Source organism: Chryseosolibacter indicum (genome assembly GCF_018598585.1).
Lineage (GTDB): Bacteria > Bacteroidota > Bacteroidia > Cytophagales > Cyclobacteriaceae > Chryseosolibacter > Chryseosolibacter indicus.
Genome location: NZ_JAHESD010000008.1, coordinates 81145 through 105710, shown reverse-complemented (window position 1 = coordinate 105710; position 24566 = coordinate 81145). Strand labels below are relative to the sequence as shown.

At 39.8% G+C, this 24566-nt stretch carries 25 protein-coding genes; 12 read left to right on the top strand and 13 right to left on the bottom strand.

Annotated elements, in window-relative coordinates:
• Positions 1–26: 26 nt before the first annotated feature.
• From porT to KK060_RS25335, 3 genes are all read right to left on the bottom strand, one after another.
• Positions 27–773, bottom strand: coding sequence for a type IX secretion/gliding motility protein PorT/SprT (porT, locus tag KK060_RS05835; protein WP_254152757.1), 747 nt, complete (start codon positions 771–773; stop codon positions 27–29).
• On the bottom strand, positions 722–1444 hold the full coding sequence (ubiE, locus tag KK060_RS05830; protein WP_254152756.1) for a bifunctional demethylmenaquinone methyltransferase/2-methoxy-6-polyprenyl-1,4-benzoquinol methylase UbiE: 723 nt from the start codon (positions 1442–1444) through the stop codon (positions 722–724). Before ubiE ends, porT begins: the two co-directional genes overlap by 52 nt.
• Positions 1445–1540: 96 nt before the next feature.
• The gene (locus KK060_RS25335) at positions 1541–3793 is read right to left on the bottom strand and encodes an OmpA family protein (protein WP_254152755.1); all 2253 of its coding nucleotides are present in this window, start codon (positions 3791–3793) and stop codon (positions 1541–1543) included.
• A 155-nt stretch (positions 3794–3948) separates the two neighbouring features.
• On the opposite strand from KK060_RS25335, the gene yihA reads away from it, so the two are divergent.
• A complete protein-coding gene (gene yihA / locus KK060_RS05820; RefSeq protein WP_254152754.1) occupies positions 3949–4548 on the top strand; it encodes a ribosome biogenesis GTP-binding protein YihA/YsxC in 600 nt (199 codons plus the stop codon).
• 32 nt (positions 4549–4580) lie between these two features.
• A complete protein-coding gene (locus KK060_RS05815; RefSeq protein WP_254152753.1) occupies positions 4581–5030 on the top strand; it encodes a DUF5606 family protein in 450 nt (149 codons plus the stop codon).
• 33 nt (positions 5031–5063) lie between these two features.
• Here the strand turns inward: KK060_RS05815 and fbp are convergent, their stop codons facing one another.
• Positions 5064–6074 (bottom strand): class 1 fructose-bisphosphatase, encoded by a 1011-nt coding sequence (gene fbp, locus KK060_RS05810; protein WP_254152783.1) that lies wholly within the window; start codon positions 6072–6074, stop codon positions 5064–5066.
• Positions 6075–6130: 56 nt separating this feature from the next.
• Here fbp and KK060_RS05805 point away from each other — a divergent pair, with 56 nt between their 5' ends.
• Complete coding sequence (locus KK060_RS05805) at positions 6131–7381, top strand: aspartate kinase (RefSeq protein ID WP_254152752.1); 1251 nt, start codon at positions 6131–6133, stop codon at positions 7379–7381.
• Positions 7382–7713: 332 nt separating this feature from the next.
• On the opposite strand, the gene KK060_RS05800 is transcribed toward KK060_RS05805, so the two are convergent.
• The 4 genes from KK060_RS05800 to KK060_RS05785 form a co-directional block, all read right to left on the bottom strand.
• Complete coding sequence (locus KK060_RS05800; protein ID WP_254152751.1) at positions 7714–8019, bottom strand: DUF3817 domain-containing protein; 306 nt, start codon at positions 8017–8019, stop codon at positions 7714–7716.
• Position 8020: 1 nt separating this feature from the next.
• Entirely contained in the window at positions 8021–8485 is a 465-nt protein-coding gene (locus KK060_RS05795; RefSeq protein ID WP_254152750.1) for a hypothetical protein, read from the bottom strand.
• Between the two features lie 68 nt (positions 8486–8553).
• Positions 8554–9468 carry an AraC family transcriptional regulator gene (locus KK060_RS05790; RefSeq protein ID WP_254152749.1) on the bottom strand — a complete coding sequence of 305 codons (915 nt, stop codon included), beginning with the start codon at positions 9466–9468 and terminating at the stop codon, positions 8554–8556.
• Between the two features lie 101 nt (positions 9469–9569).
• A complete protein-coding gene (locus tag KK060_RS05785) occupies positions 9570–10112 on the bottom strand; it encodes a peroxiredoxin family protein (RefSeq protein ID WP_254152748.1) in 543 nt (180 codons plus the stop codon).
• 168 nt (positions 10113–10280) lie between these two features.
• Here KK060_RS05785 and KK060_RS05780 point away from each other — a divergent pair, with 168 nt between their 5' ends.
• Together KK060_RS05780 and KK060_RS05775 are read left to right on the top strand one after the other, a co-directional pair.
• Complete coding sequence (locus KK060_RS05780; protein ID WP_254152747.1) at positions 10281–11513, top strand: hypothetical protein; 1233 nt, start codon at positions 10281–10283, stop codon at positions 11511–11513.
• 297 nt (positions 11514–11810) lie between these two features.
• Positions 11811–12806 (top strand): phosphotransferase, encoded by a 996-nt coding sequence (locus KK060_RS05775; protein WP_254152746.1) that lies wholly within the window; start codon positions 11811–11813, stop codon positions 12804–12806.
• A 3-nt stretch (positions 12807–12809) separates the two neighbouring features.
• Here the strand turns inward: KK060_RS05775 and nudK are convergent, their stop codons facing one another.
• Positions 12810–13382, bottom strand: a complete 573-nt coding sequence (gene nudK / locus KK060_RS05770; RefSeq protein WP_254152745.1) for a GDP-mannose pyrophosphatase NudK — start codon at positions 13380–13382, stop codon at positions 12810–12812.
• Between the two features lie 35 nt (positions 13383–13417).
• Positions 13418–14038: a 3'-5' exonuclease gene (locus KK060_RS05765; protein ID WP_254152744.1), complete on the bottom strand. Its 621-nt coding sequence runs from the start codon at positions 14036–14038 to the stop codon at positions 13418–13420.
• 256 nt (positions 14039–14294) lie between these two features.
• Between KK060_RS05765 and KK060_RS05760 the strand changes: the two genes are divergently transcribed.
• The 6 genes from KK060_RS05760 to KK060_RS05735 all read left to right on the top strand — a co-directional run bounded on the left by KK060_RS05760 (position 14295) and on the right by KK060_RS05735 (position 20187).
• Positions 14295–15962, top strand: coding sequence for an amino acid permease (locus KK060_RS05760; protein ID WP_254152743.1), 1668 nt, complete (start codon positions 14295–14297; stop codon positions 15960–15962).
• Between the two features lie 189 nt (positions 15963–16151).
• Entirely contained in the window at positions 16152–17063 is a 912-nt protein-coding gene (locus KK060_RS05755; protein WP_254152742.1) for an LEA type 2 family protein, read from the top strand.
• 148 nt (positions 17064–17211) lie between these two features.
• Positions 17212–17745 carry a DUF4442 domain-containing protein gene (locus tag KK060_RS05750; RefSeq protein ID WP_254152741.1) on the top strand — a complete coding sequence of 178 codons (534 nt, stop codon included), beginning with the start codon at positions 17212–17214 and terminating at the stop codon, positions 17743–17745.
• A gap of 68 nt (positions 17746–17813) precedes the next feature.
• Positions 17814–18293, top strand: a complete 480-nt coding sequence (locus KK060_RS05745; protein WP_254152740.1) for an Mpo1 family 2-hydroxy fatty acid dioxygenase — start codon at positions 17814–17816, stop codon at positions 18291–18293.
• Complete coding sequence (locus KK060_RS05740) at positions 18294–19229, top strand: GNAT family N-acetyltransferase (protein WP_254152739.1); 936 nt, start codon at positions 18294–18296, stop codon at positions 19227–19229.
• Position 19230: 1 nt separating this feature from the next.
• Positions 19231–20187 (top strand): glycosyltransferase family 2 protein, encoded by a 957-nt coding sequence (locus KK060_RS05735; protein WP_254152738.1) that lies wholly within the window; start codon positions 19231–19233, stop codon positions 20185–20187.
• A 2-nt stretch (positions 20188–20189) separates the two neighbouring features.
• Here KK060_RS05735 and KK060_RS05730 read toward each other — a convergent pair whose 3' ends face one another.
• Genes KK060_RS05730 through KK060_RS05720 form a run of 3 tightly spaced genes read right to left on the bottom strand, consistent with a single transcriptional unit; the run spans position 20190 to position 23185 of the window.
• The gene (locus KK060_RS05730) at positions 20190–20999 is read right to left on the bottom strand and encodes a phytanoyl-CoA dioxygenase family protein (protein WP_254152737.1); all 810 of its coding nucleotides are present in this window, start codon (positions 20997–20999) and stop codon (positions 20190–20192) included.
• Positions 20996–21910: a ribosome small subunit-dependent GTPase A gene (rsgA, locus tag KK060_RS05725; protein ID WP_254152736.1), complete on the bottom strand. Its 915-nt coding sequence runs from the start codon at positions 21908–21910 to the stop codon at positions 20996–20998. The genes KK060_RS05730 and rsgA overlap by 4 nt, the downstream gene beginning before the upstream one ends.
• A gap of 36 nt (positions 21911–21946) precedes the next feature.
• Positions 21947–23185 (bottom strand): 3-deoxy-D-manno-octulosonic acid transferase, encoded by a 1239-nt coding sequence (locus tag KK060_RS05720; protein ID WP_254152735.1) that lies wholly within the window; start codon positions 23183–23185, stop codon positions 21947–21949.
• 103 nt (positions 23186–23288) lie between these two features.
• On the opposite strand from KK060_RS05720, the gene KK060_RS05715 reads away from it, so the two are divergent.
• The gene (locus tag KK060_RS05715) at positions 23289–24332 is read left to right on the top strand and encodes a DUF6588 family protein (RefSeq protein WP_254152734.1); all 1044 of its coding nucleotides are present in this window, start codon (positions 23289–23291) and stop codon (positions 24330–24332) included.
• The last annotated feature ends 234 nt before the right edge of the window (positions 24333–24566 follow it).

The window sequence follows — 24566 nt, the reverse complement described above, 5'->3', positions numbered from 1 at the left end:
GCCAGCCGATGGCAACATAAATAATATTATTGAAATAAGAAGTAGACAGTAATTGTATTGGTACTTAGACGGTTAAGGGGTTGGCCAAGGCTATTATTTTTGTTATCCAGAATATCCACCATACCTTTTGAGAACCGTATTTCTGGTGAAAATTTAAAAAGGGGATAATAAAGATCGAAGCCAAAGCCAAAGTCTAGACTAAGGTTTGAACCTGTTACTTCTAGCGATCCTGTAACGTTCTCTTCTTGCTTCTTTCCTGACACTTCTATACTCGGCTTCACTCCCCCAATCATATACATTCTAACATTACCTCTTCGCTCCGATTTATACTTGAGCAACAGGGGAATTTCTACCATAGATGTTTCTACAACTTCCTCGTGCGTTTTTGTCTCATCTGTAAAACGATATGTCAACTTATTTTCAAGAAAAGCCACCGAGGGAGTTAAACGAAGATCAAAAAAGTCAGCAAGCTTGTAATTAACAATGAACCCAAGCGCAAAACCAGGAGACCATTTTGCATCTACTGAATATACTGTATCAAATGCGGGGGTTACAAAACGATCAGAGTATTTAACCCTGTATGAGCTTGAATGTATACCGATAAGAAAACCATAAGTAAATTTTCTGTCATCGTAGTTGGGATTGTTTTTTTGAACCCAACGTGTTCTTTGTGCTTGGCTAACAGTTGAGAGACAAAGAACAAATACACCAATAAGTAATACTATTTTCTTCCAGTATAGATTGTGCTGATTCCGAACGTCAATGGTCTGCATGTAGTGTCTTTAAATCCAACTTTTGTCAGGATGTTTTGAAATGCTTCTCCATCAGGGAAGGCCTCGACTGATTCAGGCAAGTAGGTATATGCAGCACTATCCTTGCTTATCAGACGGCCCACTTTAGGTAAAATGTGTTTAAAATAAAAACTATAAACCTGTTTAAATGGAAAAGCCCTTGGTCTGGAAAATTCGAGTACAACAATCATACCCTCGCTTTTCAACACACGGTGTATCTCTGTTAATCCTTTTTCAAGGTTCTCGAAATTCCTGACTCCAAAAGCAACGGTGACAGCATCGAATTTATTTTCTTCAAAACCAAGATTTTCCGAATCTCCGCCTTTTAACTCGACAATATGCGACAACCCCAGTTTTTGGATCTTTTTTCGACCTACTTCTAGCATGCCTTCTGATATATCTACACCTATAACCTTTTCAGGATTTAAAGAGAGTGCCTGAAGGGCAAAATCGCCAGTACCAGTGGCAACATCAAGAATAACCTTTGGACGGATGGCTCTAAGGGTGTTTATGGCCTTTTTGCGCCAACCCTTATCAATACCAAGACTTAAAAAGTGATTTAAAAAATCATAACGGTGACTAATGTTATCAAACATCTTAGCCACCTGCTGTTTCTTACCAGCCTGATCTTGTTTATATGGTAAAACTGCCATTCCCTCTACTTAAGAATATAAAACAGGCCTCAAGTTAGAGGGTTTAGACTTATGAAAGAAATTATTCAGTTATTAGACTTCTTGAACAAGCACTTTCTAATTAGAGAGAACCTTGAATTCTACGCGGCGATTAAGCTCTCTTCCCTCCTCTTCGTCATCGTTACTTGCCAGTGGTTTTGTTTTCCCGTAACCGACAGCTTTCACCCTGCGTGCATCAATACCTTTTTTAACAAGGAAATCCTTAACAGCTTCAGCACGCTTCCGCGATAAGAAAGTATTGTAAGCTACACTACCAACACCATCTGTATGTCCGCCAATTTCCACCATTACATTTGAATTTTGGCGAAGCATCGCTTCAAGCTTGTTTAGCTCACCATAAGACTCTGTTTTGAAAGTTGCTTTATCAAAGTCGAAGTAGATGTTTCTTAATATAGAAGTTACTCCCACCGTAAGCTTTCTCATTTGTATTGTTCTGCCCTGTACTTTTTCTTCTGTAGCGGCCCCGCCAAGCTTAACATTCTCATTAACGAATACAAAACCATCAGCTTCTATTGAGAGGCGATAGTCTTTAGGTGTTTTACTTGTTACTGAAAACTCATACGTACCTGATTGAGGTGTAGTAGACTTTACAATTACATTATCCTTAAGACCCTGCATTCTTACCTTAGCACTTACCGGATGACCCTCCGCATCTACCACAGTAACTACATACTTCATTGGTATCAATGCCTTCTGAGGTTCCGTCGCAGGCTGCGTTTTTTGTGGTTCTGCTTTCGGCGCTGTTGTATTCTTCGGTTCTGTATTAACAGGTTGCGTTTTAGGTTCATCTTTCGCCACCGTATTTGTTGGCTCTACCTTAGGCTCTGTTTTTATCGGTTCTGTTTTAACAGGATCTGTTTTCGCAGGCTCTATTTTAAGGGGTTCTGTTTTAACGGGTTCTGTCTTTGCAGGTGTCTGGTTGTTAGACGCTGTAGTTACTTCGTTTTTCTTTTCTGATGTTGATTCTTTTGCTGAAACAGGTTCAGTGTTTTTTAATCCATCGGGAATTGTAATAATGTATATGTCCTGGTACCCCATTCCATCATCCCGTAACGACGAGTAATAAGCAGTTTTACCATCTGGTGAACTAATAAAGAACACGTCATCATCAGGTGTGTTTATAGGATAACCTAAATTTTCAGGATCGCTCCAATCGTTATTGTTAAGCGCAGTAGCTTTGAAAATATCATGACCACCCATACCCTTATGGCCTTTACTTGAGAAATACAAAGTAACCCCATCATAATCAATGAAAGGACCGTCATCATCAAACTCAGTATTAATCTTTGGTCCAAGGTTCTTCACGTAGGTCCAATTGCCTTTGGTATCTTTGGTAGCCTTATAAATATCTAAACCTCCAAATCCGCCAGGTCTGTTACTTGAGAAGTATAAAGTCTTTTCATCCTTGGAAATAGAAATTGATTTCTCTTCATAACTGGAATTGATAATCCCAGGAAGGGGAATTGGCATACTCCACGTTCCATCCGCTTGTCTTTCTGAGTAGTAAATATCTCCCCCATTATTATCGGTATATTTAAATAGTAAACTACCGTCAGCTGACATTGCTAGGTTCGAGTCATGTGTAGGGCTGTTTACTGGCGCAGCAATATTCTTCGCATAATTCCAATTTTTGCCTGACTTTGTTGCGTAAAAAATATCTTCCCACGGCTTGTTGTCATCCGCCACGTTTTCATTCAAGTTGCCGTCTTTTCTTCTGGTTGTAAAAACTATTTCAGTTCCTGCTTCATTAAACACAGGAGCATAATCATCGTATTCAGAATTGATTTCTCTTCCTATATTAACTATAGAAAAGTTTTTTGGATTAGATACGAAGTTCTTCCCGTTCTCACATTCAAAAATAGCGCGGTCAACGGTAGTTACTGCAACTTTATCCTTACCCTGGTAATTGGACTTTTGTTGTAATTTACGTTTATAACGATTATAAAAATCAATTGCCTTGTCGAACTCCAGACCATATTGATAGCTCTTCCCGATCCAGTACTCCAGATCAAACCTGTAGTTTGGGTCTTGGCGATAAACACGCATCAGGTATTTTACTGCAAGATTCTTATTAATCGTAATTAAATGGAGATGGGCCGCACCGTAGTTTGCCTTCAACAACGTTGTATCAAGGTCAGCTGCTGTTACCATATTATCCCGCGCGTCATCCAAAGCTTTCGTTGCTTCGAGAATCAATTCTGCCTGCTCCATATATTGTTTAGCCAGTTCTTTGTTGTCTTGCTGACCAAATGCGGGGTTTAGGAGCGCCAGTGTAAAAGCTGAAAAAATCAGTACACGGATACTGGACATCGCTTAAAAAATTAACAATAAAAGTTAGAAATCAAAAAATATTAGCAATATACGAAAAAAGCAGCACTCACACGTTAAAATTGTCTGCATAAGCTACACGAACCTTACATTATTAGTATTTTGCCCTTCAATCTTTACTTTAAGCTATCTGCTTTATGGAAATTAAAAATGCCGAGTTTGTATCTAGTCATGCAGATGTAAGTAAATGTCCGCCGCCCGATAAACCGGAATTTGCATTTATTGGAAGGTCTAATGTAGGCAAGTCGTCGCTTATCAATATGCTTACAAGCCGCAGAAACCTTGCCAAAACATCGGGCAAGCCTGGTAAGACCCAAACAATTAATCACTTTATAATAAACAGTAATTGGTATCTGGTAGATTTGCCTGGTTATGGATATGCAAGTGTTAGCCGTGACAAAAGACAAGGTTTCGGAAAAATGATTGAACAGTATATTCTAAAAAGAGAAAACCTCTATTGCCTGTTCATTCTTATTGATGTAAGACTTGAACCACAGAAAATAGACCTTGAGTTTATTCAGTGGTGCGGCTCAAAAGAAATTCCACTCTGCCTTGTTTTTACAAAAGCCGATAAGCTTACCCGAAATCAACTTAACAAAAATATAAGTGTTTATTCGGCTACGTTAAAACGCACCTGGTCTGAGTTGCCATCACTCCTGGTCACCTCCGCAACAGAGAAAACCGGCAAAGACGACTTACTGTTATTTATCGAAAATGCATTAGCAGATAATGCTTAAAATGTTTTAGTTTGCCGCCCCAAACAACGATTATGAAGTTATCTGAAATAGCAACTGTAAGTGGTAAAGGAGGATTGTTTAAAGTAGTAGCTCCAACAAAATCTGGTGTAATACTAGAATCTCTGGATGATACTAAAACCAAAATGGTAGCTACCAGCAGCCATAGATTATCCTTGTTAAATGAGATTTCAATCTACACTACTTCGAAAGAAGGTACTGTTTCCTTATTGGAGATTTTGAAAAGAATTCACAAGGAATATAACAATGACCTTGGTGTTGACACTAATTCTGATGCTTCTGAATTAAAAGCATTTCTCAAATCAGTGTTACCAGATTTTGACGAAAGCCGTGTTTACACTTCAGACATGAAGAAGCTTGTAAAATGGTACGAGCTCATTCTCAAATTTGCCCCTGAAGTTATTACTGATAACGAGGAAGCAGAAACAACCGAAAAAGAAGGAACAAAAGAAGAGAAGAGTTAATTTTCGTTAACTCTTCTCTTAAATTTATCAAAATTAAGCAAAGCGCTCAGCATGCTCGACCATGTGCTTAGAGCCCACAAAGAATGGTGTTCGCTGATGTAACCCTGTAGGTTGAATATCCAATATCCTTCCGCCTCTTCCGTCTGATGCTTTGCCCCCTGCCTGCTCTGCAACAAAAGCCAACGCATTACACTCATACATAAGACGCAGTTTTCCTTTAGGATCTTTAGCTGTAGGCGGATAAATATAAATGCCTCCTTTTAATAAGTTTCGATGGAAGTCTGCTACCAAAGAACCGATATACCTCGCAGTAAAAGCTTTTTCTTTACAATCGTTTAGATATTCCTTCACAGAAGTATCAAAGGAGTTTGATAATCCTTCATTAATAGAGTAAATCTTTCCATTATCAGGCATCTGCATATCCGGGTGCGATAGAAAATATTCACCCAGACTTGGCTCATAAGTAAAACCATTAACGCCATAACCTGTTGTGTATACAAGCATAGTTGATGATCCATACAGAATATAACCCGCCGCAACCTGTTCTGATCCTTTCTGTAAAATATCCTCCTCCTGGATAGGTAGGCCTGCAGGGCTCTTCCTTCTGTACACCGAGAAAATTGTACCTATCGAAACATTAACATCGATATTGGACGATCCGTCCAGGGGATCGATAGCAATTACATATTTGCCATCGTTATTCAAATCTACATAAGTCTCTGATTCTTCTGAGATCAGAGCGGCTACTTCGCCTCCTTTTGCTAGTGCTCTTGTAAAGCGAATGTTAGCGAGCACGTCGAGCTTCTGCTGTTGATCGCCTGCCATATTTGTAGATCCTACAGCTCCCATAATATCGATAAGTCCTGCTTTGTTTACCTCACGATTTACTACCTTCGAGGCGAGTGCAATGTCTCTTAAGATCTGCGACAACTCACCACTGGCATACTGAAACTGGTTCTGATTGTTTTTTATGAAACGATCAAGCGCTGAACCTATGGGTTGAGCTATGCGCGAGGTTTCAATACTGGTTGAATTTGTCTTCATCATGGTCTTAGGATTATGTTGTAAAGTTAAGATGCAATCGATTTAGAACACTATAAATGAAAGTTTTTAAGTTTGGAGGAGCTTCTGTTAAAGATGCAGAAGGCGTTAAGAATGTAGCGGCTATTCTACATACTTACACCCAACATCCCCTTATTATTGTTGTTTCGGCAATGGGCAAAACCACAAATGCTCTTGAGAAAATATTAAGCCTTTATTACGCCAATCAGAATTACCTCGCTGAAATTGACAAGCTGAAAAAGTATCATTACGATATTATGCGCGAGCTCTTCCTGGAGCTGCACCCGGTATGGAAAGATATTGACGATGTATTTGCTACGCTTATAAATGAGCTAAAGAAGAAACGGGCAGACGATCAGCAATATGACCAGGTCGTCTCACTGGGCGAAGTAATCTCTACCATTATTGTTCACCGCTACCTCCTTAACCAGCAACTTATTGCTGAATGGCTTGACGCCAGAAATTTTATTGTTACTGATAGCACCTATCGCGAAGGCAAAATAGATTGGGAAGCCACAGAAGAAAAGATGCAGCAGATTCCTACGATTCTGCAACGAAAGAAAATCATATTAACACAAGGTTTCATTGGCAGAAGCAGAGAAGGACTTACAACCACGTTGGGAAGAGACGGGTCTGACTTTACCGCAGCCATCTTTGCATCATGCCTTCATGCTCAATCTGTAACCATTTGGAAAGATGTGCCGGGTGTGATGAACGTTGACCCTAAAAGAGTTCCGGACGCTGCAATTGTATTTGATGAACTGCCTTTTAAAGAGGCAGCCGAAATGACCTATTATGGCGCGTCTGTAATACATCCCAAAACAATTAAACCCCTAGCAAATAAAGGTATTCCGCTCTATGTAAAGAACTTCGATGACCCTTCCCTTCCTGGCACAAAAATTCATGAATGCAAAATAGATCACCTTCCCCCCCTCATTGTTTTTAAGGACAACCAGTGCCTGGTATCCTGTAAGGTCACCGACTACACTTTTGTATCGGAAGATCAGATGCGAAGTATCTTCTCTACCTTATCGGAATTGAACCTAAGGATCAATGTAATGCAAAACTCGGCTATCTCATTCTCGTTTTGTATTGACTTCAGGCAGGATAAGATAGCGGCCTTGATCAAAAGATTACATGAGCATTTTGAAGTGTACTACAACACTGGCCTTACACTGATTACAGTAAAAAACTACGACGCCAAAACCTTCGAAAAATACCACCACATGAAAGGAGCGCTAATGGAGCAAGTCTCACGCTCTACATTGCAGGTGCTTGTAAAACTTTAGTGTAGCAGATGTTTGATATTGAAAGCTGAAATTAACTTTGCCCGGATATTTCCCAAAAGTGAAAGCCCGATCACGAATGCCCATCCTTGAATCGTATAAGCAATGAGGTTAGTGTAGCCGCAGAGTAGGTGGAGGGTGGCCCTAGTGATTGTTCCATAACGGTGTATTTTATCGCACGGTATCTCATAAAACACTGGCCTTATCTGAAGGGTAATGGGAGAACCATGGGAGAAAAAGGGTGCTTAATAAGACACCATCTGGAAACAATGAGAGAATATGAGAGATCATCTATAGCTTATCTAAAGCCACTCGGTAGCTACTCTGGAGCGGTGCTACCGCAAATTCCTTAAAACCCTATAATCAATGTAAAATGTACCGAAAGGGATAAAGCATGCGAGCAAAACTTTCCAGGTGGTTTGGGCGAACCGCCAACGTTGTTCAACACCTACGTGCAAGGTATTAAAAACAAAAAGCAGGAACAGGGCGCCGTGAATGGGGCCTATCATTTTTACCAAAGCCGGGTTGTCGTAAAAATGCTTTATGGGCACGGCGATAAAAATCAGTACAAGAAGTGATATGCCTTCGAGCATGGCGAGAAGGCGTAGACGGCCAATGTTGGTTGTTAAAAGTTGTATCATGTTATAGTGGTCTTAAATAAGGTCTGTTTGCCAATGGTGAAAACGGCCAGGGTATTGCTATGATAATAAGTACAAGCGCTACGCTGAACCACGTAAGCATTGTTTTGAATTTCTCGTGATCGGTTTCTTTTCGTTTGGCAGAAGCTGAACCAATGGTAACGACAACAATGGCACATATCATTAACAGGAAATGGATGATAGAAAAGAAAAGCATGTCGATGTTATTTACTGCTTCGTGCCAGTTGCTGTAGAAGTATTTTACAATCGGACTTTGTGTATACAACAAGATGCCGATGATAAGTTGGATGTGTGCGATGGTGGCTGTCCAATGCCTTAATGCATTATCGTTTTTTGAAAACAGTTTGTTGTTTCTTACACCTTTAAAGGCCTGGTAGATGGACACGCATAGTGAAAGCAAAACAAGCCATCGGAAAGCAGAATGAAATGCCAGTAAGGTTAGATACATATTGAATTACAATTCCTGCAAAAGTGCTGAAACTGTTCATGCAGGTATTAGGATGGATAATTCAATAATTAGGATAAATCAATCATTTTCCGGTATTCAAGTGGTGTAACTTTTTCGTATTTCTTAAAGAGCCTGCTGAAATAAGATTGATCATAAACACCAAGTGCTGTTGCAATCTCACTAATAGAATGATCTGTGTGCACAAGCATTACTTTAGCCTCTGTAATTAACGTTTCACTGATCCATGCTGATGCGGGCTTACCTGTTACTGACTTGACAGTTTTGTTTAAATGATTCGGACTAACATGGAGTAGCGATGCGTAATCAGCAACATGATGTTTTTCTTTAATATACTTATGGATCGCTTCTTTAAACCCGTTCACCAATGTAAGAGCTACCTGGCTTCCTGATTTTGCTATAGGCTGATAGGCTGTATTCAGCTCGCATAACGCAGCAATAAAATACGATTTAATAAGAGCAACATTGGTTAATCCGTTATGCTGATATTCATCCAGCACGCGTTGCAGAGTCTGCCTTATATAATTTACAGTATTGCCTTTTGGTTTAATAACAGGGTTGCCCCAGATGTTTAAAAAATCAAATTCCTTTAGTAACTCTTTACCAGAAATACGACTGATCAGAAAATCATCATCAAAGTTGGAAATGAAACCTCTGTTTACCTCATGTTTATCGTAGCTGAACACCTGCCCTGCAGCCACAACAAGACATTCATCTTTTCTGATCCTCACCTTTTGAAAACCAATTGTCATGCTGGCGACACCCTCTGTTAAATAAATCAGGGTATGCGTTGTGGCTCTTGTAGGAGGCACGGGCACCTGCGATATTTTGATCATATCCTGCACCGGCACCATAAAGAAACGACCCTGATCATCTTTAATCATCTTCCTGAGCTTAGGAGCAGGCCCCATAAACTTGCTCAGGAATTCCTTCTGATTAAACGTTTTGATCGTGTCTGATTTCATTATCACTTATTTAGACAAGAATATGCTAAAGTAATGATAAATACGAGCGTACTACCCGTTGATTCGGGTAATACTACTAGTTCTATGATTGAAGAGATTGCTTATATGCCTGCGAAAGCTTTTACTTCATCAATCGAAATGTGATCGTTAAGATTACTTCCATAGTACGCTTTCACGATTACTCCATTTTCATCGATTAAGAAGTCGGCAGGAATAAGCGATTGTGTTGCCTCCTTATCCTGCGGAAGGTCTAGTGCCCTGCCTTCCTTAAAGTCTTTAGCTACACCTTTTGAAAATAGTGTACTCAACATTTTAGTAACAGATGCCTCTATGCCGTATTGTGTATATATTTTTCTTTCCGGATCGCCAACGAGTGGTATGGGCGATACACCCTGGTGAAAACTGCTTCTGCGTATGACATCCGGTTTGCTTTCAAAGAAGTAGATAGACTCGAGTCCTTTATCTTTCATGCTCGCAGCAAGCTTACTGAGCTGATGGACACGCAGGTTACAAAAAGGACAACTCACATTCCTGAAAAAGCCGAGGTGTACTTTCTTACCTTTAAAATCAGAAAGCTTCAAGGTCTTACCACTGATATCGGTTACTGTAAAGTCAGGTGCTTGTTGTTTGTTGGCTAGTTTCATATTGGGACTTAAAAATGGAATGCATTTATGTCTCCTTCAACCGACATTAAGTAAAGAAAGTTCCTGGTTTGGTCCACTCAACCAGCTATAACAACACGGCCCTCTAAAACACAGCATCTTTCTGGCTTGCTCTTTGCATTTTAAGTACCAACGCAAACGTTGTAAAGTATGAAACCGATTAGAATGTTATTGGTGACGGCGATATTGGTGTTGGGATGGGTGACATCTTATTCACAGTATTCGCAAGCTGTTGAACCTGAAGTGCCGGGTGATCAGTTTAGCCTTGAAGGTGCTCTTGAGTTATTTAAGAAATCCGCATCTCCTGAAGAATTTGAAAGACTGCTTAACTCATCCGATTTGAAAGTAAACAACCTGGACCTGAATGGTGATGGTTATATTGATTACATCAGAGTATTCGACCGCTATGAGGGAAACATACATGCCTTTATTATGCAAGCTGTAATTTCTGACAACGAAAACCAGGACATAGCAGTAATTGAACTTGAAAAGCTAGCGAATGGAAAAGCTGTACTTCAGATCATCGGTGATGAAGATATTTATGGTATTGAAACCATCATAGAACCAACACAGGAAGTGCGAACATACGCAGGTGCTACAACAACAAATACCGTTGTAAATGTGTGGGCATGGCCTGCTGTTCAATATGTGTATGCACCACGTTATACCGCCTGGATTTCACCCTGGGGATGGTATTCACGCCCGGTATGGTGGCGGACCTGGAGGCCTGTTGCTTATGTGCATTATTATCCTGTATGGCGCCCTTACCGACCTCATTATGTTGTTTGCAGCACAAGGCGCATTGTTTATGCTCAACCTATTTATCGACCACACAGAACAACTTCTGTGATAGTATATAACATGCATCATAGTAAGGTTGAACACTTTAGAAAAGAACATCATCACGAATACGCCAGAAGAGACAGACGTGACACAAGGCCTTCACACAGCCATGATTACAACGCAAGGAGAGAATATGGAAAAGAGCGACGCAGAGAAGATTTTAATGACAGAAGAACCAACACAAAGGAGAGAGATATGTCATCGCGCAGGCATTTCTCTGAGCCAGAAAGAAATGATCGTCAGCGCAGCCTAACACCAAGAGAAAGTGATCATTTCAGCAAACCAGATATGAGTAATAATCGCGATACAAAACAATTCAGACAACAGGATTTAAAACGAGAGTCTAACATAAATACAGATTTTCAACAACGTACTGTTATCCCACAACAACACAGAACCGTTGAGCTTCAGAAAACATCGCCTGCCATGAGAGATCTATCCCGGAAGCGAACACCCCCGTTGCAGCAAGAAGAAAAACGGCAGTCGCGAGGGCGAGCAAATATGGAAAGGCAAAGGGAAACAGGAAAGGGAAGCGAATAGCTTCCTTGCTTATTCATTAATATTGACTAATAATAGAATAACGATAGAGAATAGCGGTAGAGTGCTTCCTGGATGCCCCTTGGGTGCCTACGGTGGTGTTCGGTCAGGAGCATTTTGACCGAAGGATACCCGAGATTAACCGCAGGCACTTCCCAGGCACTCTGATGGGTTACTAATAGCTGATTGGCGGCTCATCACTGCTTACAGAGCCATGGATACCAGAAGTTTACTTCCTTCTTTCTAATGACAATTTTGGGTTCAATGATATTGGTTAAATTGTGGCCTTCAAGCACCTTTATGCACACGTCCGTCTTCCCTGTTACAGCGTCAACCCTCTCTGCCACACATCTCGCCCAATATCTGAAAGAAAAATATACCTTTAGTGAAAGCGTTACGTGCCGTCTGTTTCGCACGGGCATTAATCACCTTTATTTTGTAAACGACGCCGACAAAAAATATGTATTCAGGATTTATACATTTAACTGGCGAACAAAACTTGAGATTTTGGAAGAGGTAAGACTTCTTCTACATCTTAAAGACAACAATATACCTGTTTCCTATCCCCTACCTGATAAAGAAGATAGTTATATCCACGAGGTACATGCTCCTGAAGGAAAACGTTATGGTGTACTTTTTTCTTACGCCGAAGGTGGAAAGGTAAGCAACTTTACACCAGAGATAAGTTATACCATAGGCGTTGCCATGGCAAAAATGCATCAGGCAACGCAACACCTGAGGCTAGAACGGGTATCGTATACGCCAAAGGTGCTATTAACAGACTCATTAGCAACCATTAAGTCATTCTTTAAAGAATCTTCAGACGAAATACATTTTATTGAGCGAACCACGCATCAATTGCTGGATTTCTATGAGCAAATAAATTCAGGCGATGTACGTACAGGTGCCATCCACCTGGATATCTGGTTTGATAATATGCATATTCAGGATGATGGAACGATCACCATTTTCGATTTCGACTTCTGTGGTAATGGATGGCTTTGTTATGATATAAGTTATTTTCTGATACAACTTTTCAACACCAACGCCAATACAAGTGATTATCAACCGAAAGCAGAAAGCTTTTTAAAAGGATATGAGAGCATGATACGCATCTCTGACGAAGAAAAGCGCATTATGTCTTTTATTGCCATCAGCATCTGGTTCTTCTACTTAAGAATTCAATGCGAGAAGTTTGACACGTGGTCGAACATCTTTCTTAACAAAGATCATTTAAAGCGATTTCTGGGAATCATTAAAAGGTGGATAGCTTTTAACAGTCTTCCGTTAAGTTAAAGGTTACAGGATACCTTTTAATTTGATATACTGGAGGAGCATGATGGTTTTTGCATCACGGATCTCGCCCGTTGCTATCATTTTAAAGGCATCGTCCGCCTTAACTTCAAGTACTTCAATATCCTCACCTTCATCTACACCGCCACCTTCATTTACTTTTTGATCTTTGGTATACTCGCCAATAAAGAAGTATAATATCTCTGTTACCGAGCCGGGCGACATGTAGGCTTCATAGATCTTCTCGACACGCGAAATACGATAGCCTGTTTCTTCTTCAGTTTCGCGTTTAATACATTCTTCAGGACTATCCTCATCCAGTAATCCGGCAATAGCCTCAATCATCATCCCGTCAGCATTTCCATTAACAAACGAGGGAAGTCGGAATTGCTTGGTAAGCACCACTGTTTTCTGTTGAACATTGTATAAAAGAATGGTAGCCCCATTTCCCCTGTCATACGCCTCACGGCTTTGGGTTTGGGTATTCCCCTTCTTGTCCTTGATCTCGAAAGTATACTTATAGAGTTTATACCAATTATCGGATAAGAGTTTTTTCTCTACGATCTTTACGTCAGCCATAGCTTTTTAAATTCACAATACGAGACATAGAAAATTTAGTTGTGTCTAAGCTTCTTATACAACTCCAAACACACCCAGGCATCTGTAGCTGCGTACTCAATTTGCTTCTGCGTTAAGGTCGGAGCTTCCCAGTTGGAAGTTTGGGCTCCCTTCGATATCCGGAAACCTAACAGTAAAGCCGACAATTTCTTTACGCTTTCAACCTGCAGACCTGCTTGTTTAGCCAACGTCTGCAAGTCGAAACAGTTCTTCGGCTCAAAAGCCCTAAGCTTCTGCAGTGCCTTCAGGTCATCACGGATACCTACACCTGCCTTTACAATTTTTTCATTTTCAAAAAGTTGCGCTATTTCGTCTGTTACGCCCGTATGGTTTACCCTGATCAGAAAAACCTTTTCCGGTATAGCAAGCTGCAACAATGAGACCTGATATAGTTGACCTTTCTTAAAACTCGGACGCGTCTCCGTATCAAACCCAACCACATCGTATTTCTCAATCTCCTTAACAATCTTCGGGAGTTTATCGGCTTCACTAACTACCGAAGTTTTCCCATCAAAAGTTTTTAAGGGGAGGATATTGATTTCCTCCTGCGTAATGGTAACCCTTACCTCATCTGAACTTGATTGTAAAGCTTCATTTTCAATAGGTGCCACGTCCATAAAAAAATTTAAGTAAGTTTAAAAAATTAGCACACCTTAGTTTTTAAGGCGCCATTAATTTAAGTAAATCCGTTAACTTCAGTAAGTTCTTGTGGAGTTATTTCGGTTCAATCGCAAGCAACTGACAAAATGTTTATATGCTCCCGCAAGAAGTAGTACTTTCATGCTCCTTTCGGATTTAAACTATGCCACTTACAACACGGAATTTATTGAACTGGTTTATTTTACTATTTTCGGGGCACCTAAACGCTGCTAAATGTTGAATTCTCTTTTCAGAAAGAAACCGCTCGAAAGTACAATAGAAGATGCAAGGCATGGTGGTGACGGCCATGGAAGTGAACTACGGAAAGTTTTAGGAGTACGTGACCTTACTTCAATGGGTATTGCCGCTGTTATTGGAGCTGGAATCTTTTCAACAATTGGTCAAGCAGCCTACAATGGGGGCCCTGGTGTTATTTTCCTATTTATTATTACCGCTATTACGTGTGGTTTTACCGCCTTGTGTTATGCCGAATTTGCGTCGCGAATACCTGTTGCTGGAAGTGCCTATACATACTCGTACGTAACCTTTGGCGAAGTAACAGCCTGGATTATTGGTTGGGCCCTGATTCTCGAATATGGTATCGGAAATGTTGTTGTGTCTATTTCATGGAGCAGCTACTTTGTTAACTTATTGGAAGGCCTGGGCCTACACTTGCCGCCATGGTTGGCAACTGATCCGGAGACGGCGCATCAGGCTTTTTTACGCGCACAGGAAGCAGGTGAAACTACTATTGGTATGGCCTGGACAACAGCGCCTACAATAATAGGCTTCAAGTTTATCGCAAACCTGCCAGCAGCCCTAATCATTTTAATTATCACCATCCTCGCCTATATCGGCATTAAAGAAAGTAAAAAGAGCGCAAACTTCATGGTGGCCCTCAAGCTTGTTGTACTGGCCATCATTGTGATCATCGGCTTATTTTACATTGATACAGATAACTGGACCCCTTTTCTTCCAAATGGTTTTAGCGGTGTATTGAAAGGCGTCTCTGCAGTATTCTTTGCTTACATTGGCTTCGATGCCATTTCAACTACAGCTGAAGAATGTGCAAATCCGCAGCGTGACATGCCTAAAGGAATGATATACTCACTTATTATCTGTACGCTTATATACGTTGTGGTTACGCTGGTAATAACAGGTATGGTACACTACGGCGAGTTCAACAATGTGTCTGATCCGCTGGCTTATGTATTTGAAAAAATTAATCTAAGCAAAGTAGGATTCTTCATTTCTGTAAGCGCAGTAGTTGCTGCAACAAGCGTTCTTCTTGTTTTTCAAATTGGGCAACCGAGAATCTGGATGAGCATGAGCAGAGATGGCTTGTTGCCCGGTAGATTTGCCAGTATTCACCCAAAGCATCATACGCCTGCTTTCTCTACCATCATTACAGGTATTATCGTTGGTATACCATCACTTTTTGTAGAAAGTGCATTGATGACAGACCTTACCAGCATAGGGACATTGTTTGCCTTTGTTCTCGTATGTGGTGGTGTACTCGTACTCCCTAAAGAATCTAATCCCGGTGTTAAGCGGTTCAGGCTCCCCTACATTAACGGGCAGTTCATCATTCCGGTGTTGCTCATCATATTTCTCTACTCTTTTCAGGATCGCATAAGTGATGCAGCATTAAATTTAAGTCATGACTCACGTCAGGAATTACTGTTCCTCATATTTATTGGGATTGCAATTGCAATCGCTGTTGTTACTTTCATCAAAAAGTTTTCTCTCATTCCTGTGCTTGGCATGTTGTGCTGCCTCTACCTGATGATTGAAATACCTGCGCGTAGCTGGGTTGTTTTCTTCGGCTGGATGGCTTTTGGTCTTGTCATCTATTTTAGTTACGGCTACTGGAAAAGCAGACTGGCCGTTAGAAGGATATAAATAAGAATTTATTACTTCGTCATCCCCCGCAATCTGCACGGTAGTGCGTGTACCCATTAAGTAATACCCATATTGATGGAAGGAGTATATCCTTTTGAGAATTTTCATCTACGCAAACCACCTGCTTATAACGATATAGTTAGGGGTACGAATTATTACGACACAGCTACCAATTTAAACTTGAACAGCATGAGATCGAGAATATGGGTAGTAGCAATTGCAATGGTATTTGTTGCCATTGCATTAATATGGTGGAGAGCAGCAAAAATAAACAACAAAAACAATTCAATGTTGCAGCCCGAGTTATCAGTAGCATCGGTATCGATTAACAATATCGACGATGAAAAAATTGACATGAACGCAAAGATGAATTTAAAAAATCCGTTACCTGTAGAGTTAAAATCGCAGAAACTGAATTACCGGTTACTAATTAACGGAACAAAAGTTCTTGAAAGTTCATACAATAAGCCGATCAGCGTTAAGTCGAATGACAGCTCATCTATTGAAATGCCGATGGAAATTCTTGCAAAGCCATTGATATCTATACTTGACCAGCTTAAGGATCAAAAAATAGACAGTGCTGTTTATACACTGCAGGCATCAATGGATATTGACGTTCCTATAGCGGGCAAGCGTACTTTTGATTTTGATGAAACAAAAAAGCTCCCTTCATTCCTTCTTCCTAAAATTAAAACAGAAGATCTTGATATAAAGAAGTTAAAGTTTAAAGAATCTTCTCTAAAGATGGACGTGGTGGTTGAGAACCCAAATACATATCCTTTAATAATGGAGGATGCGAACTACGATGTAGTAGTAGGCAAAGACCTTGAAATGAATGGGACAATTCCAGGCATAACCAATATACCTGCTAAATCTTCCGCTACAGTTCCGGTGCAGCTTGACATTCAAACACAAAAAATAGCGAAGCTGGCATGGAATACATTGTTTAACAAAGATGACACTCCCTTTGCTGTAAACTTTTCGTGCAAAATTGTAAGTAAGAATGAGATGTTTGACGACAGCAAAATTGCCATGAAGACCACAGGAACATTAAAAGATCTTAAAGAGGCACGAGAGAACGTAAAAGAAGCTACAAACTAGAAATTTATCTAGTTAATAAAAAGACCACCATCCTGCATGTAGCTAAGCACAGGCATGTAGCGATGGTCTCTACCCTTTGACGAATATTGGAAAAACAATGTACATAAAAATGGTAATTACGTTATTACAAATCCTTTGTTAACTTACCATGCATTTTATTGTACTTTCTATGATCAATCCCTTTGTTATTACTGAAAAAGCCAAGCACTCATCCTTTTACAGAACGCTTCTTAACTGGGCACTTGATAGGATGATTCCCTTTAATAAACCTCACGGATTTAAGATCATTGAGATAGGCGACTACTCCCTTAAAACTTTCATCCCTTATAAAAAGAAAAACTTTAATCACATTCGCGGACTCCATGCCTGTGCTCTTGCTACCCTTTCTGAATTTACCACTGGTTTTCTTCTCATCACAAAACTTGACGGCAAGAAGTACAGAATAATCATGCAACGCCTTGAAATGGACTATCATTACCAGGGAAAAACAGATTCATATGCACACTTTTCGATTTCTCAGGACTGGCTTGAGCAGAATATTTACAAACCTCTGCAAAGTCAGGATGCTGTAAACCTGACCTGTGAAGTGAAGATACATGATGAGAAAGGAAATCATTTAACTACGGGAAAGGTTTTCTGGCAGGTAAAGGATTGGAGCAAAGTTAAAACAAAAGTAAAGTAGTTGAATGTTTAGCAAGTTGCTATTGACCCATTTGCCCATTATCGTTAACTTACTTTAAACTAATCCACATGCGCAGGATAGATGAACTTTTAGCGGAGTATGGTGAAAGTCACCGAAACGCCACCAATAAAGCAATTCACTGGATTTGCGTGCCCCTTATATTTTTCAGTATTGTTGGTTTAATTGCTTCTATACCCTCTGGAGTAATCGAGCGCTTTCTCGGAGAGGGCAACCCTTACGCAAACTGGGCAGCCGTTATACTTATTCTTGTGCTCGTATACTATGTTTCTCTTTCTATCTCGCTAAGTATTGGCATGTTGCTGTTTGCTATTATGTGTCTGTTTATGGCAAGAGTTATCAGCGAATCAGGAGTAGCCCCTTTATGGCTCACTTCTATTGTTATTTTTGTAGTGGCATGGATCGGCCAGTTCTATGGGCATAAGGTCGAGGGAAAGAAACCGTCGTTCTTTAAAGATATACAATTCCTGCTGATAGGCCCTGCCTGGCTTATGCATTTCATTTATAAAAGATTAGGAATACCATATTAGTTGGAAGAATATTCTTTTTATGAAGGTGAGCTTACACCTGATTATAAGTTGGCCTTTGAACTAGCTATCTTCAACAGGCGAGAGCATTTACTTCTTCAGTCATTAACGGGATGGTCTTCATTCTATATCATAAATAAAAAAGAAAGAAGCATTGTTGCAGCTATATTCTTCAACACTAAAGATCGAGTAGCCATAAGCCCTTTCAAAAGTCCTTTTGGAGGTATTGACTTCTGCGAAGACGTACCTAACCCGATACTTTTTAACTTTCTGCTTTTTGTCGAGGAAATACTTCATAGAAACAAAGTCACTAAAGTCATCTTGAAGAATCCGCCGGAAAAGTATAATAACTTGTTGCCCGCTGTAACAACTATGTTAATTGACCACGGTTACAACAAAATGGAAGACATAAGTGCAATTATTGAAATTAATGCGCCAAACATTGAATCTTCATTAAGGCATTCAGATAAGAGAAGACTTTTAAAATCAAGAGAAGCAGGGTTAACTTTTCAGAAATTAAATATTGATCACCTTAGAGACGTTTACACATTCATCGAGGAATGCCGAAGCAGCAAAGGCTATAAACTTTCGATGGAGTTCAGAGACCTTGAAAAAACGGTTCAAACATTTCCCCATGACTTTCTGTTATTCGCTGTGTTTTACAACGATAGAATAGCGGCCGCGTCAATTTCTATTCGGGTAAAACGTAATGTACTATATGATTTTTACCACGATCATCACAAAGATTTCAACTACTTTAGTCCCGTTGTAATGCTTATAAATGGAATAGCTGAATATTGTTATATGGAGGATATAAAACTACTCGACCTTGGAACATCTTCAATTAACAACAGCACAAATGTTTCACTGTTGAACTTCAAACTTAAACTGGGAGCCACTCCTTCAACTAAATTCACCTTTGAAAAAACATTAGCGTAGCGTGAGTCCTCTTGTTACAGTTGTTTGTCTTTGCTATAACCACGAGAAGTTTGTTAAAGAAGCGATCCATTCTGTAATAGATCAGACTTATAAGAATATACAGGTTATCATTATTGACGATGCCAGTATAGATGGCAGCGCAGCTATTATAAAACAAATTATTAACAACCATCCTACTATTCAGTTTATCCAGTTGAATGAGAATATAGGAAATTGCAGGGCCTTTAACAGAAGTTTACCTTATATTAAAGGAGATTTCGTTATTGACTTTGCTACAGATGATGTTATGCTCCGCCAACGCATTGAACAGCAGGTAAAGCATTTTTCATTACTGGATAAATCGTATGGTGTGGTTTTTACCGATTCCATTTACATTGATGAGAAAGGAAACTATATAAGATCTCACTACACGTATTTAAAAGATAAGGGATTACTACATACAGTACCAGAAGGAGATGTATATCAACAGATATTATCTACTTACTTTATTTCTTCACCCACAATGATTTCCCGCAAGGAAGTATTTGACTGCCTCCAGGGTTACGATGAACGGCTCTCCTATGAAGATTTTGATTTCTGGGTACGTTCATCCCGAAAGTTCAAGTATTCATTTCTTAATGAGATCACAACGAAAGTGAGGATAAGCGTCAGGTCCATGTCACGAGGGTGGTACATTCCAGGAGACAAACAATTATACTCAACTTACCTGGTTTGCAAAAAAGCACAAGTATTAAACAAGAACAATCAAGATCACGAAGCGCTGGCAAAACGCTTGCGTTATGAAATAAGACAATCAGTATTTTCAGAGAACAGGAAAGAAGCAGAGAACTTTTATGCTTTACTTCACGAGATAAATCGGGACGATGTAATGAGTACTTTTGTTATGTTACTTAACAGGTTAAAGTTACCGCTATCAGGAATCCGAAGGTTATATCACAAATTAAAATATGGGAAGTGAAACTATACTTTCCATAACCGAAGTTCTATAGAAATCCTTGTCTTGTCACTGTTAAAGTTAACAGAACCACCATGAATGATGTAAGGGGAAAAGACAAGAACCTGATTTGGTTTTGGATCAGGTCTTTTAACTACATATTCTCCTTTAATATTTGTTACAGCTGGCACATTAAATTTAACTCCATCTATTAATGCCCCCTTTGTAGTTCGCTCTATTCTTGATTCTGGCCACAAGTGACTTCCAGGAAAGATAATGAGGGAAGAGTTTTCATTGCTAGCTGCTATTGGGATATACAAGTTAATGCAACTTTCGTAATCTTCAAGCCATACATCTCGATGCAATGGATTATTATCTCTGCTTTCGGGACGAATCACACGAAAGTGAAATACGCGTTGCTCATCATAAGGGTTATGAGCCCGCAAGGCGACACCACTAATTTCGGAGATCCGCTTTTCAATTCTCTCTATGCCTAAAGGAAAGTCATCCACTGAAAGCAACTTCGTTTGATCCACTGCGGCTAAATGCTGTACACGATCTTTAATTAACGCGTGATATTGGTCCAATTGAAAGTCAGCAGGCACCAAAAGGCCGGCCTTTCGCCAGCAACTATATAAAAGCTCCGCTACACTCCTTTCAAATAATCTATATTCGATATCATCGTTAAAAAGCTTTTCAACGGTATAGCCTTCATTGCCCCATGGCTTTTGTGCTGTTAAATCCAATGCTTGTCTTAGTAATACTACATCTTCCCCATACGCTTTAGTGCCCTCTGCATTATAAGATATAGAAATATTATTGACGGTATACTTCATTTTCTATTGTCTTCTCCCAACACAATACTATAATAACTCTCGTATCGGCTGATTGCAATTTTACCCTCTTCTACTGCTTTTATCACAGCACATTTTGGTTCATTGATATGCAAACATTTTGATCCAAACTTACAGTCAAGACGTAGCTCTCTCATCTCCGGAAAGTAATCAGAGATCTCCTGCTCCTCCATGTCTATAAGTCCCCATTCCTTAATACCCGGTGTATCTACAACAAATGTTTTATCTTCTAATAAAAACATTTCAGCAAAGGTTGTGGTATGCATTCCTTTAGACGAGAACTCCGAAATCTCACCCACTTTCTGGTTTACATGAGGAGCAAGTTTATTAAGCAGCGTTGATTTACCTACACCTGAGTGTCCCGCAATAAGTGTTGTCTTCCCTCTTAACACCTCCTTTAAATCAGGCACGTCATCCTGCGTTGCCGTAATAGCCATACACGTAACACCAATATTTTCATAGATCGCGATAGCTTCCTTCTGTATGGCAAGGCTATCTTCATCTAATAAATCTTGTTTATTGAATATGATGATTTGTGGAATACGGAATGACTCTGCTGACACCAGAAAGCGGTCTATAAATCCAAACGATGTTCTTGGTAACGCTATTGTTGCAACAAGCATTACCTGATCAACATTAGCGGCAAGCACATGGGCATGAGCAGATTTTTTTATCGACTGCCGCAGTATGTGATTGTCGCGCGGCAGAATTTCTGTTATTGCTCCTACATCGCGGGAGTTTTCAAACACAACCCTGTCGCCAACGGCAACTGGATTTGTTTCCTTTATTCCTTCAAGCCGAATCTTGCCTCTTACTTTACATACATAAGTATTGCCGTCTTCAGCCAGAATGTCATAAAACGATCCAGTAGAACGTAATACTTGTCCCTTCATACTCTAGTTTTTTATAATTCGGATTATGAGCAGGAATTAGCGTGCCAAAACCTTGTTACAGTATTGCATTATCTTTTCTGTCGCTCCGAGATTCTCCTCAACATATTGCTTGGTCACCTCACAAGCCAGCAGAAAGCTAGAAGGAACATTTAACATCTCATACTTGGCTTTTAAGTCGGGGTAATCTCTTATCTCAAAAGCTCCTCCCCTGTTAATCAAATCAACAGCTTCCTGAAACCGCTCATAATTTTTGTTACCAAACAATACAGGAACACCATAACACGCAGCTTCAAGAATGTTGTGAAGTCCTTTTCCAAAACCACCACCTATATATGCAAACTCTCCATACCGGTAAAGCTTTGACAGCATACCTATATTGTCTATAATAAGAACAGTATAGTCATCAAGATTTAGTCCGGAGGCCTGCGAGTATCGAATCGATTTTACACGCAGTGCCTTCTCAAGGTTTGTGATTGACACCTCCGAAATCTCATGAGGCGCAACGATAAACTTAAGCCTGTTTTCATTAATAAAAGGTATAAGTATATCCATATCTTCAGGCCATGAACTTCCTATAACAAAAACACGCTGATCTCCCTTAAAATTTCTTACGATCTCAATCTCATCTGCCTGCTTTACTACCTGATATACCCGATCAAAACGCGTGTCGCCTGTCTGTGCTACACTATTAATTCCTATTGATTGAAGTAACTTTACCGATTCGCTATTTTGAACAAAGAAGTAGGAAAAGTTTTTAAGAATACGTCTGTAAAAACCACCAAGTGAATGGAAGAAAAATTGATCACTTCTGAAAATAGAAGATATTGATATCAACGGAACATTGTACTTTTTTAGTCCAACAGCGTAATGATACCAGAACTCATACTTCACAAATATTGCGAGTACTGGTTTTACTGTTTCGATAAACAACTTTGCATTCTTTGCTGTATCCCAGGGAAGATAGCATACATAATCTGCTAACTCATAATTTTTCCTTACTTCATAGCCGGAAGGTGAGAAGAATGTAAGTAAAATTTTATGTTGCGGGTATTGTTTCCGTATTGCTTCAATTATTGGTCTACCCTGTTCAAACTCACCCAATGAAGCGCAATGCACCCAAACAACCGGAAATGTATTGACGGCAAACTTATCCTTTAACTTATTTGCCCATTGTCTGCGGCCGGTCACAAACGCCTTTGCTTTTGTATTAAAGAGACTGGCCACCTTGATTAGAAGCTGAACGATATATATTGAAAGGCTATAGATTATGGTCATTACGGTTACAAAAATACATCAGTCTTCTCAAAATATTATTACCTCCCTAAACTTCGAATGATTTAAAATAACTAACTTTAAAGTTGATAAACCCCACATAATCATGAAATTACTAAAACAGTTTCCCTTACTCCTGTTTTCTGTGCTTCTATCCTTCTCACAAGTAATTGCGCAGGATGACATTGACAAACTTCTAAATCAAAGTGCGGATGACGCTGAAAAGCTTGTAAGCGCCTATGCCGCTCCGCTGATGAAAAGCGTAAGCTCTGGACTAAATCAGGGTTGGTATAATACCGCTAAGCCACACAAAGTTGCAGGAATTGACATTACCGTAACAGCTAACTTAATGAACATCCCTAAAAAGGAAATGTTTTACAATGTGGCAGACCTTGACCTTCAGGTTGTAGATCTTGATCCATCTTCCCCTCATTATAAAAGCCCGTCCCAGAAGTTAGCACCGACCATTTTTGGATCTGAAGATGAGCCAGTTTTTGTTGTTAACGACCCAACTAACGGTGATTACGGTGATACCTTTAATGGACCTGGAGGTATTGATCTGAAGAAAAATATTAAAATGAATTCTATGCCTGTACCCATCGCCCACCTGGGTATTGGCTTGCCAAAAGGAACTGATCTTAAAATAAGGTTTGTACCTACCGTAGATCTAGGTGATGAAGGGCAACTAAAGATGATCGGGTTTGGTCTTATGCACGATGTAAAACAATGGATCCCCGGTGTAAGAGCATTACCATTTGATCTCTCAGCTTTTGTGGCTTATACCAAATTTGAACTTTCTACTGAGTTTGATGATGAAGGAACCCGCAACGCCAAGGGTGTATTCGAAATGAATGCTACCACCATCCAGGCGCTAATCTCAAAAAAAATCTCTGTTCTTACAGTATATGGGGGCTTGGGTTACAACATTGCCAAATCAAAGCTGGCGCTTCAGGGTGAATACGATATTAATGACGATGGTGATTTTAACGATGCCAGAGAGAAAAACCCATTCGACCTGAAATTTGGATCATCAGGACCACGAATGACAGCAGGGTTCAGATTAAAACTTGCAGTTCTGACCCTTCATGCAGATTATACACTTCAAAAATATAATTGCTTAACTGTAGGGGTTGGTCTTAGTATCCGATAGTATCCTGAAAAACTTAAATATTAAAAGGGTATGGTTGTTATCCATACCCTTTTTATTTGTTTGACAGGACTTTCTCTTCTCCATGCCTTCGTCCTTCTTTTAACTTCTTACACAATCCAATAGAATATCCCCTTCAAAACTCCTGAGTAGATGACCCCTTTGCACTTAGAAAGCTAAGAGCCTAAGTAAATTGACTAAAATTTTGCAACCCTCTAATTCTAAAAATTTGAAGGT

Excerpts from the sequence above, each read along its gene's own strand:
- KK060_RS05785 (WP_254152748.1), bottom strand. The coding sequence starts at position 10,112 with ATGAAACTAGCCAACAAACAACAAGCACCTGACTTTACAGTAACCGAT.
- KK060_RS05795 (WP_254152750.1), bottom strand. The coding sequence starts at position 8,485 with ATGTATCTAACCTTACTGGCATTTCATTCTGCTTTCCGATGGCTTGTT.
- fbp (WP_254152783.1), bottom strand. The coding sequence starts at position 6,074 with ATGAAGACAAATTCAACCAGTATTGAAACCTCGCGCATAGCTCAACCC.
- ubiE (WP_254152756.1), bottom strand. The coding sequence starts at position 1,444 with ATGGCAGTTTTACCATATAAACAAGATCAGGCTGGTAAGAAACAGCAG.
- KK060_RS05815 (WP_254152753.1), top strand. The coding sequence starts at position 4,581 with ATGAAGTTATCTGAAATAGCAACTGTAAGTGGTAAAGGAGGATTGTTT.
- KK060_RS05765 (WP_254152744.1), bottom strand. The coding sequence starts at position 14,038 with ATGGACGTGGCACCTATTGAAAATGAAGCTTTACAATCAAGTTCAGAT.
- KK060_RS05715 (WP_254152734.1), top strand. The coding sequence starts at position 23,289 with ATGAAATTACTAAAACAGTTTCCCTTACTCCTGTTTTCTGTGCTTCTA.
- KK060_RS05800 (WP_254152751.1), bottom strand. The coding sequence starts at position 8,019 with ATGATACAACTTTTAACAACCAACATTGGCCGTCTACGCCTTCTCGCC.
- rsgA (WP_254152736.1), bottom strand. The coding sequence starts at position 21,910 with ATGAAGGGACAAGTATTACGTTCTACTGGATCGTTTTATGACATTCTG.
- KK060_RS05730 (WP_254152737.1), bottom strand. The coding sequence starts at position 20,999 with ATGAAGTATACCGTCAATAATATTTCTATATCTTATAATGCAGAGGGC.
- KK060_RS25335 (WP_254152755.1), bottom strand. The coding sequence starts at position 3,793 with ATGTCCAGTATCCGTGTACTGATTTTTTCAGCTTTTACACTGGCGCTC.
- KK060_RS05760 (WP_254152743.1), top strand. The coding sequence starts at position 14,295 with ATGTTGAATTCTCTTTTCAGAAAGAAACCGCTCGAAAGTACAATAGAA.
- nudK (WP_254152745.1), bottom strand. The coding sequence starts at position 13,382 with ATGGCTGACGTAAAGATCGTAGAGAAAAAACTCTTATCCGATAATTGG.
- KK060_RS05745 (WP_254152740.1), top strand. The coding sequence starts at position 17,814 with ATGCGCAGGATAGATGAACTTTTAGCGGAGTATGGTGAAAGTCACCGA.
- yihA (WP_254152754.1), top strand. The coding sequence starts at position 3,949 with ATGGAAATTAAAAATGCCGAGTTTGTATCTAGTCATGCAGATGTAAGT.
- KK060_RS05750 (WP_254152741.1), top strand. The coding sequence starts at position 17,212 with ATGCATTTTATTGTACTTTCTATGATCAATCCCTTTGTTATTACTGAA.
- KK060_RS05805 (WP_254152752.1), top strand. The coding sequence starts at position 6,131 with ATGAAAGTTTTTAAGTTTGGAGGAGCTTCTGTTAAAGATGCAGAAGGC.
- KK060_RS05720 (WP_254152735.1), bottom strand. The coding sequence starts at position 23,185 with ATGACCATAATCTATAGCCTTTCAATATATATCGTTCAGCTTCTAATC.
- porT (WP_254152757.1), bottom strand. The coding sequence starts at position 773 with ATGCAGACCATTGACGTTCGGAATCAGCACAATCTATACTGGAAGAAA.
- KK060_RS05755 (WP_254152742.1), top strand. The coding sequence starts at position 16,152 with ATGAGATCGAGAATATGGGTAGTAGCAATTGCAATGGTATTTGTTGCC.
- KK060_RS05775 (WP_254152746.1), top strand. The coding sequence starts at position 11,811 with ATGCACACGTCCGTCTTCCCTGTTACAGCGTCAACCCTCTCTGCCACA.
- KK060_RS05780 (WP_254152747.1), top strand. The coding sequence starts at position 10,281 with ATGAAACCGATTAGAATGTTATTGGTGACGGCGATATTGGTGTTGGGA.
- KK060_RS05790 (WP_254152749.1), bottom strand. The coding sequence starts at position 9,468 with ATGAAATCAGACACGATCAAAACGTTTAATCAGAAGGAATTCCTGAGC.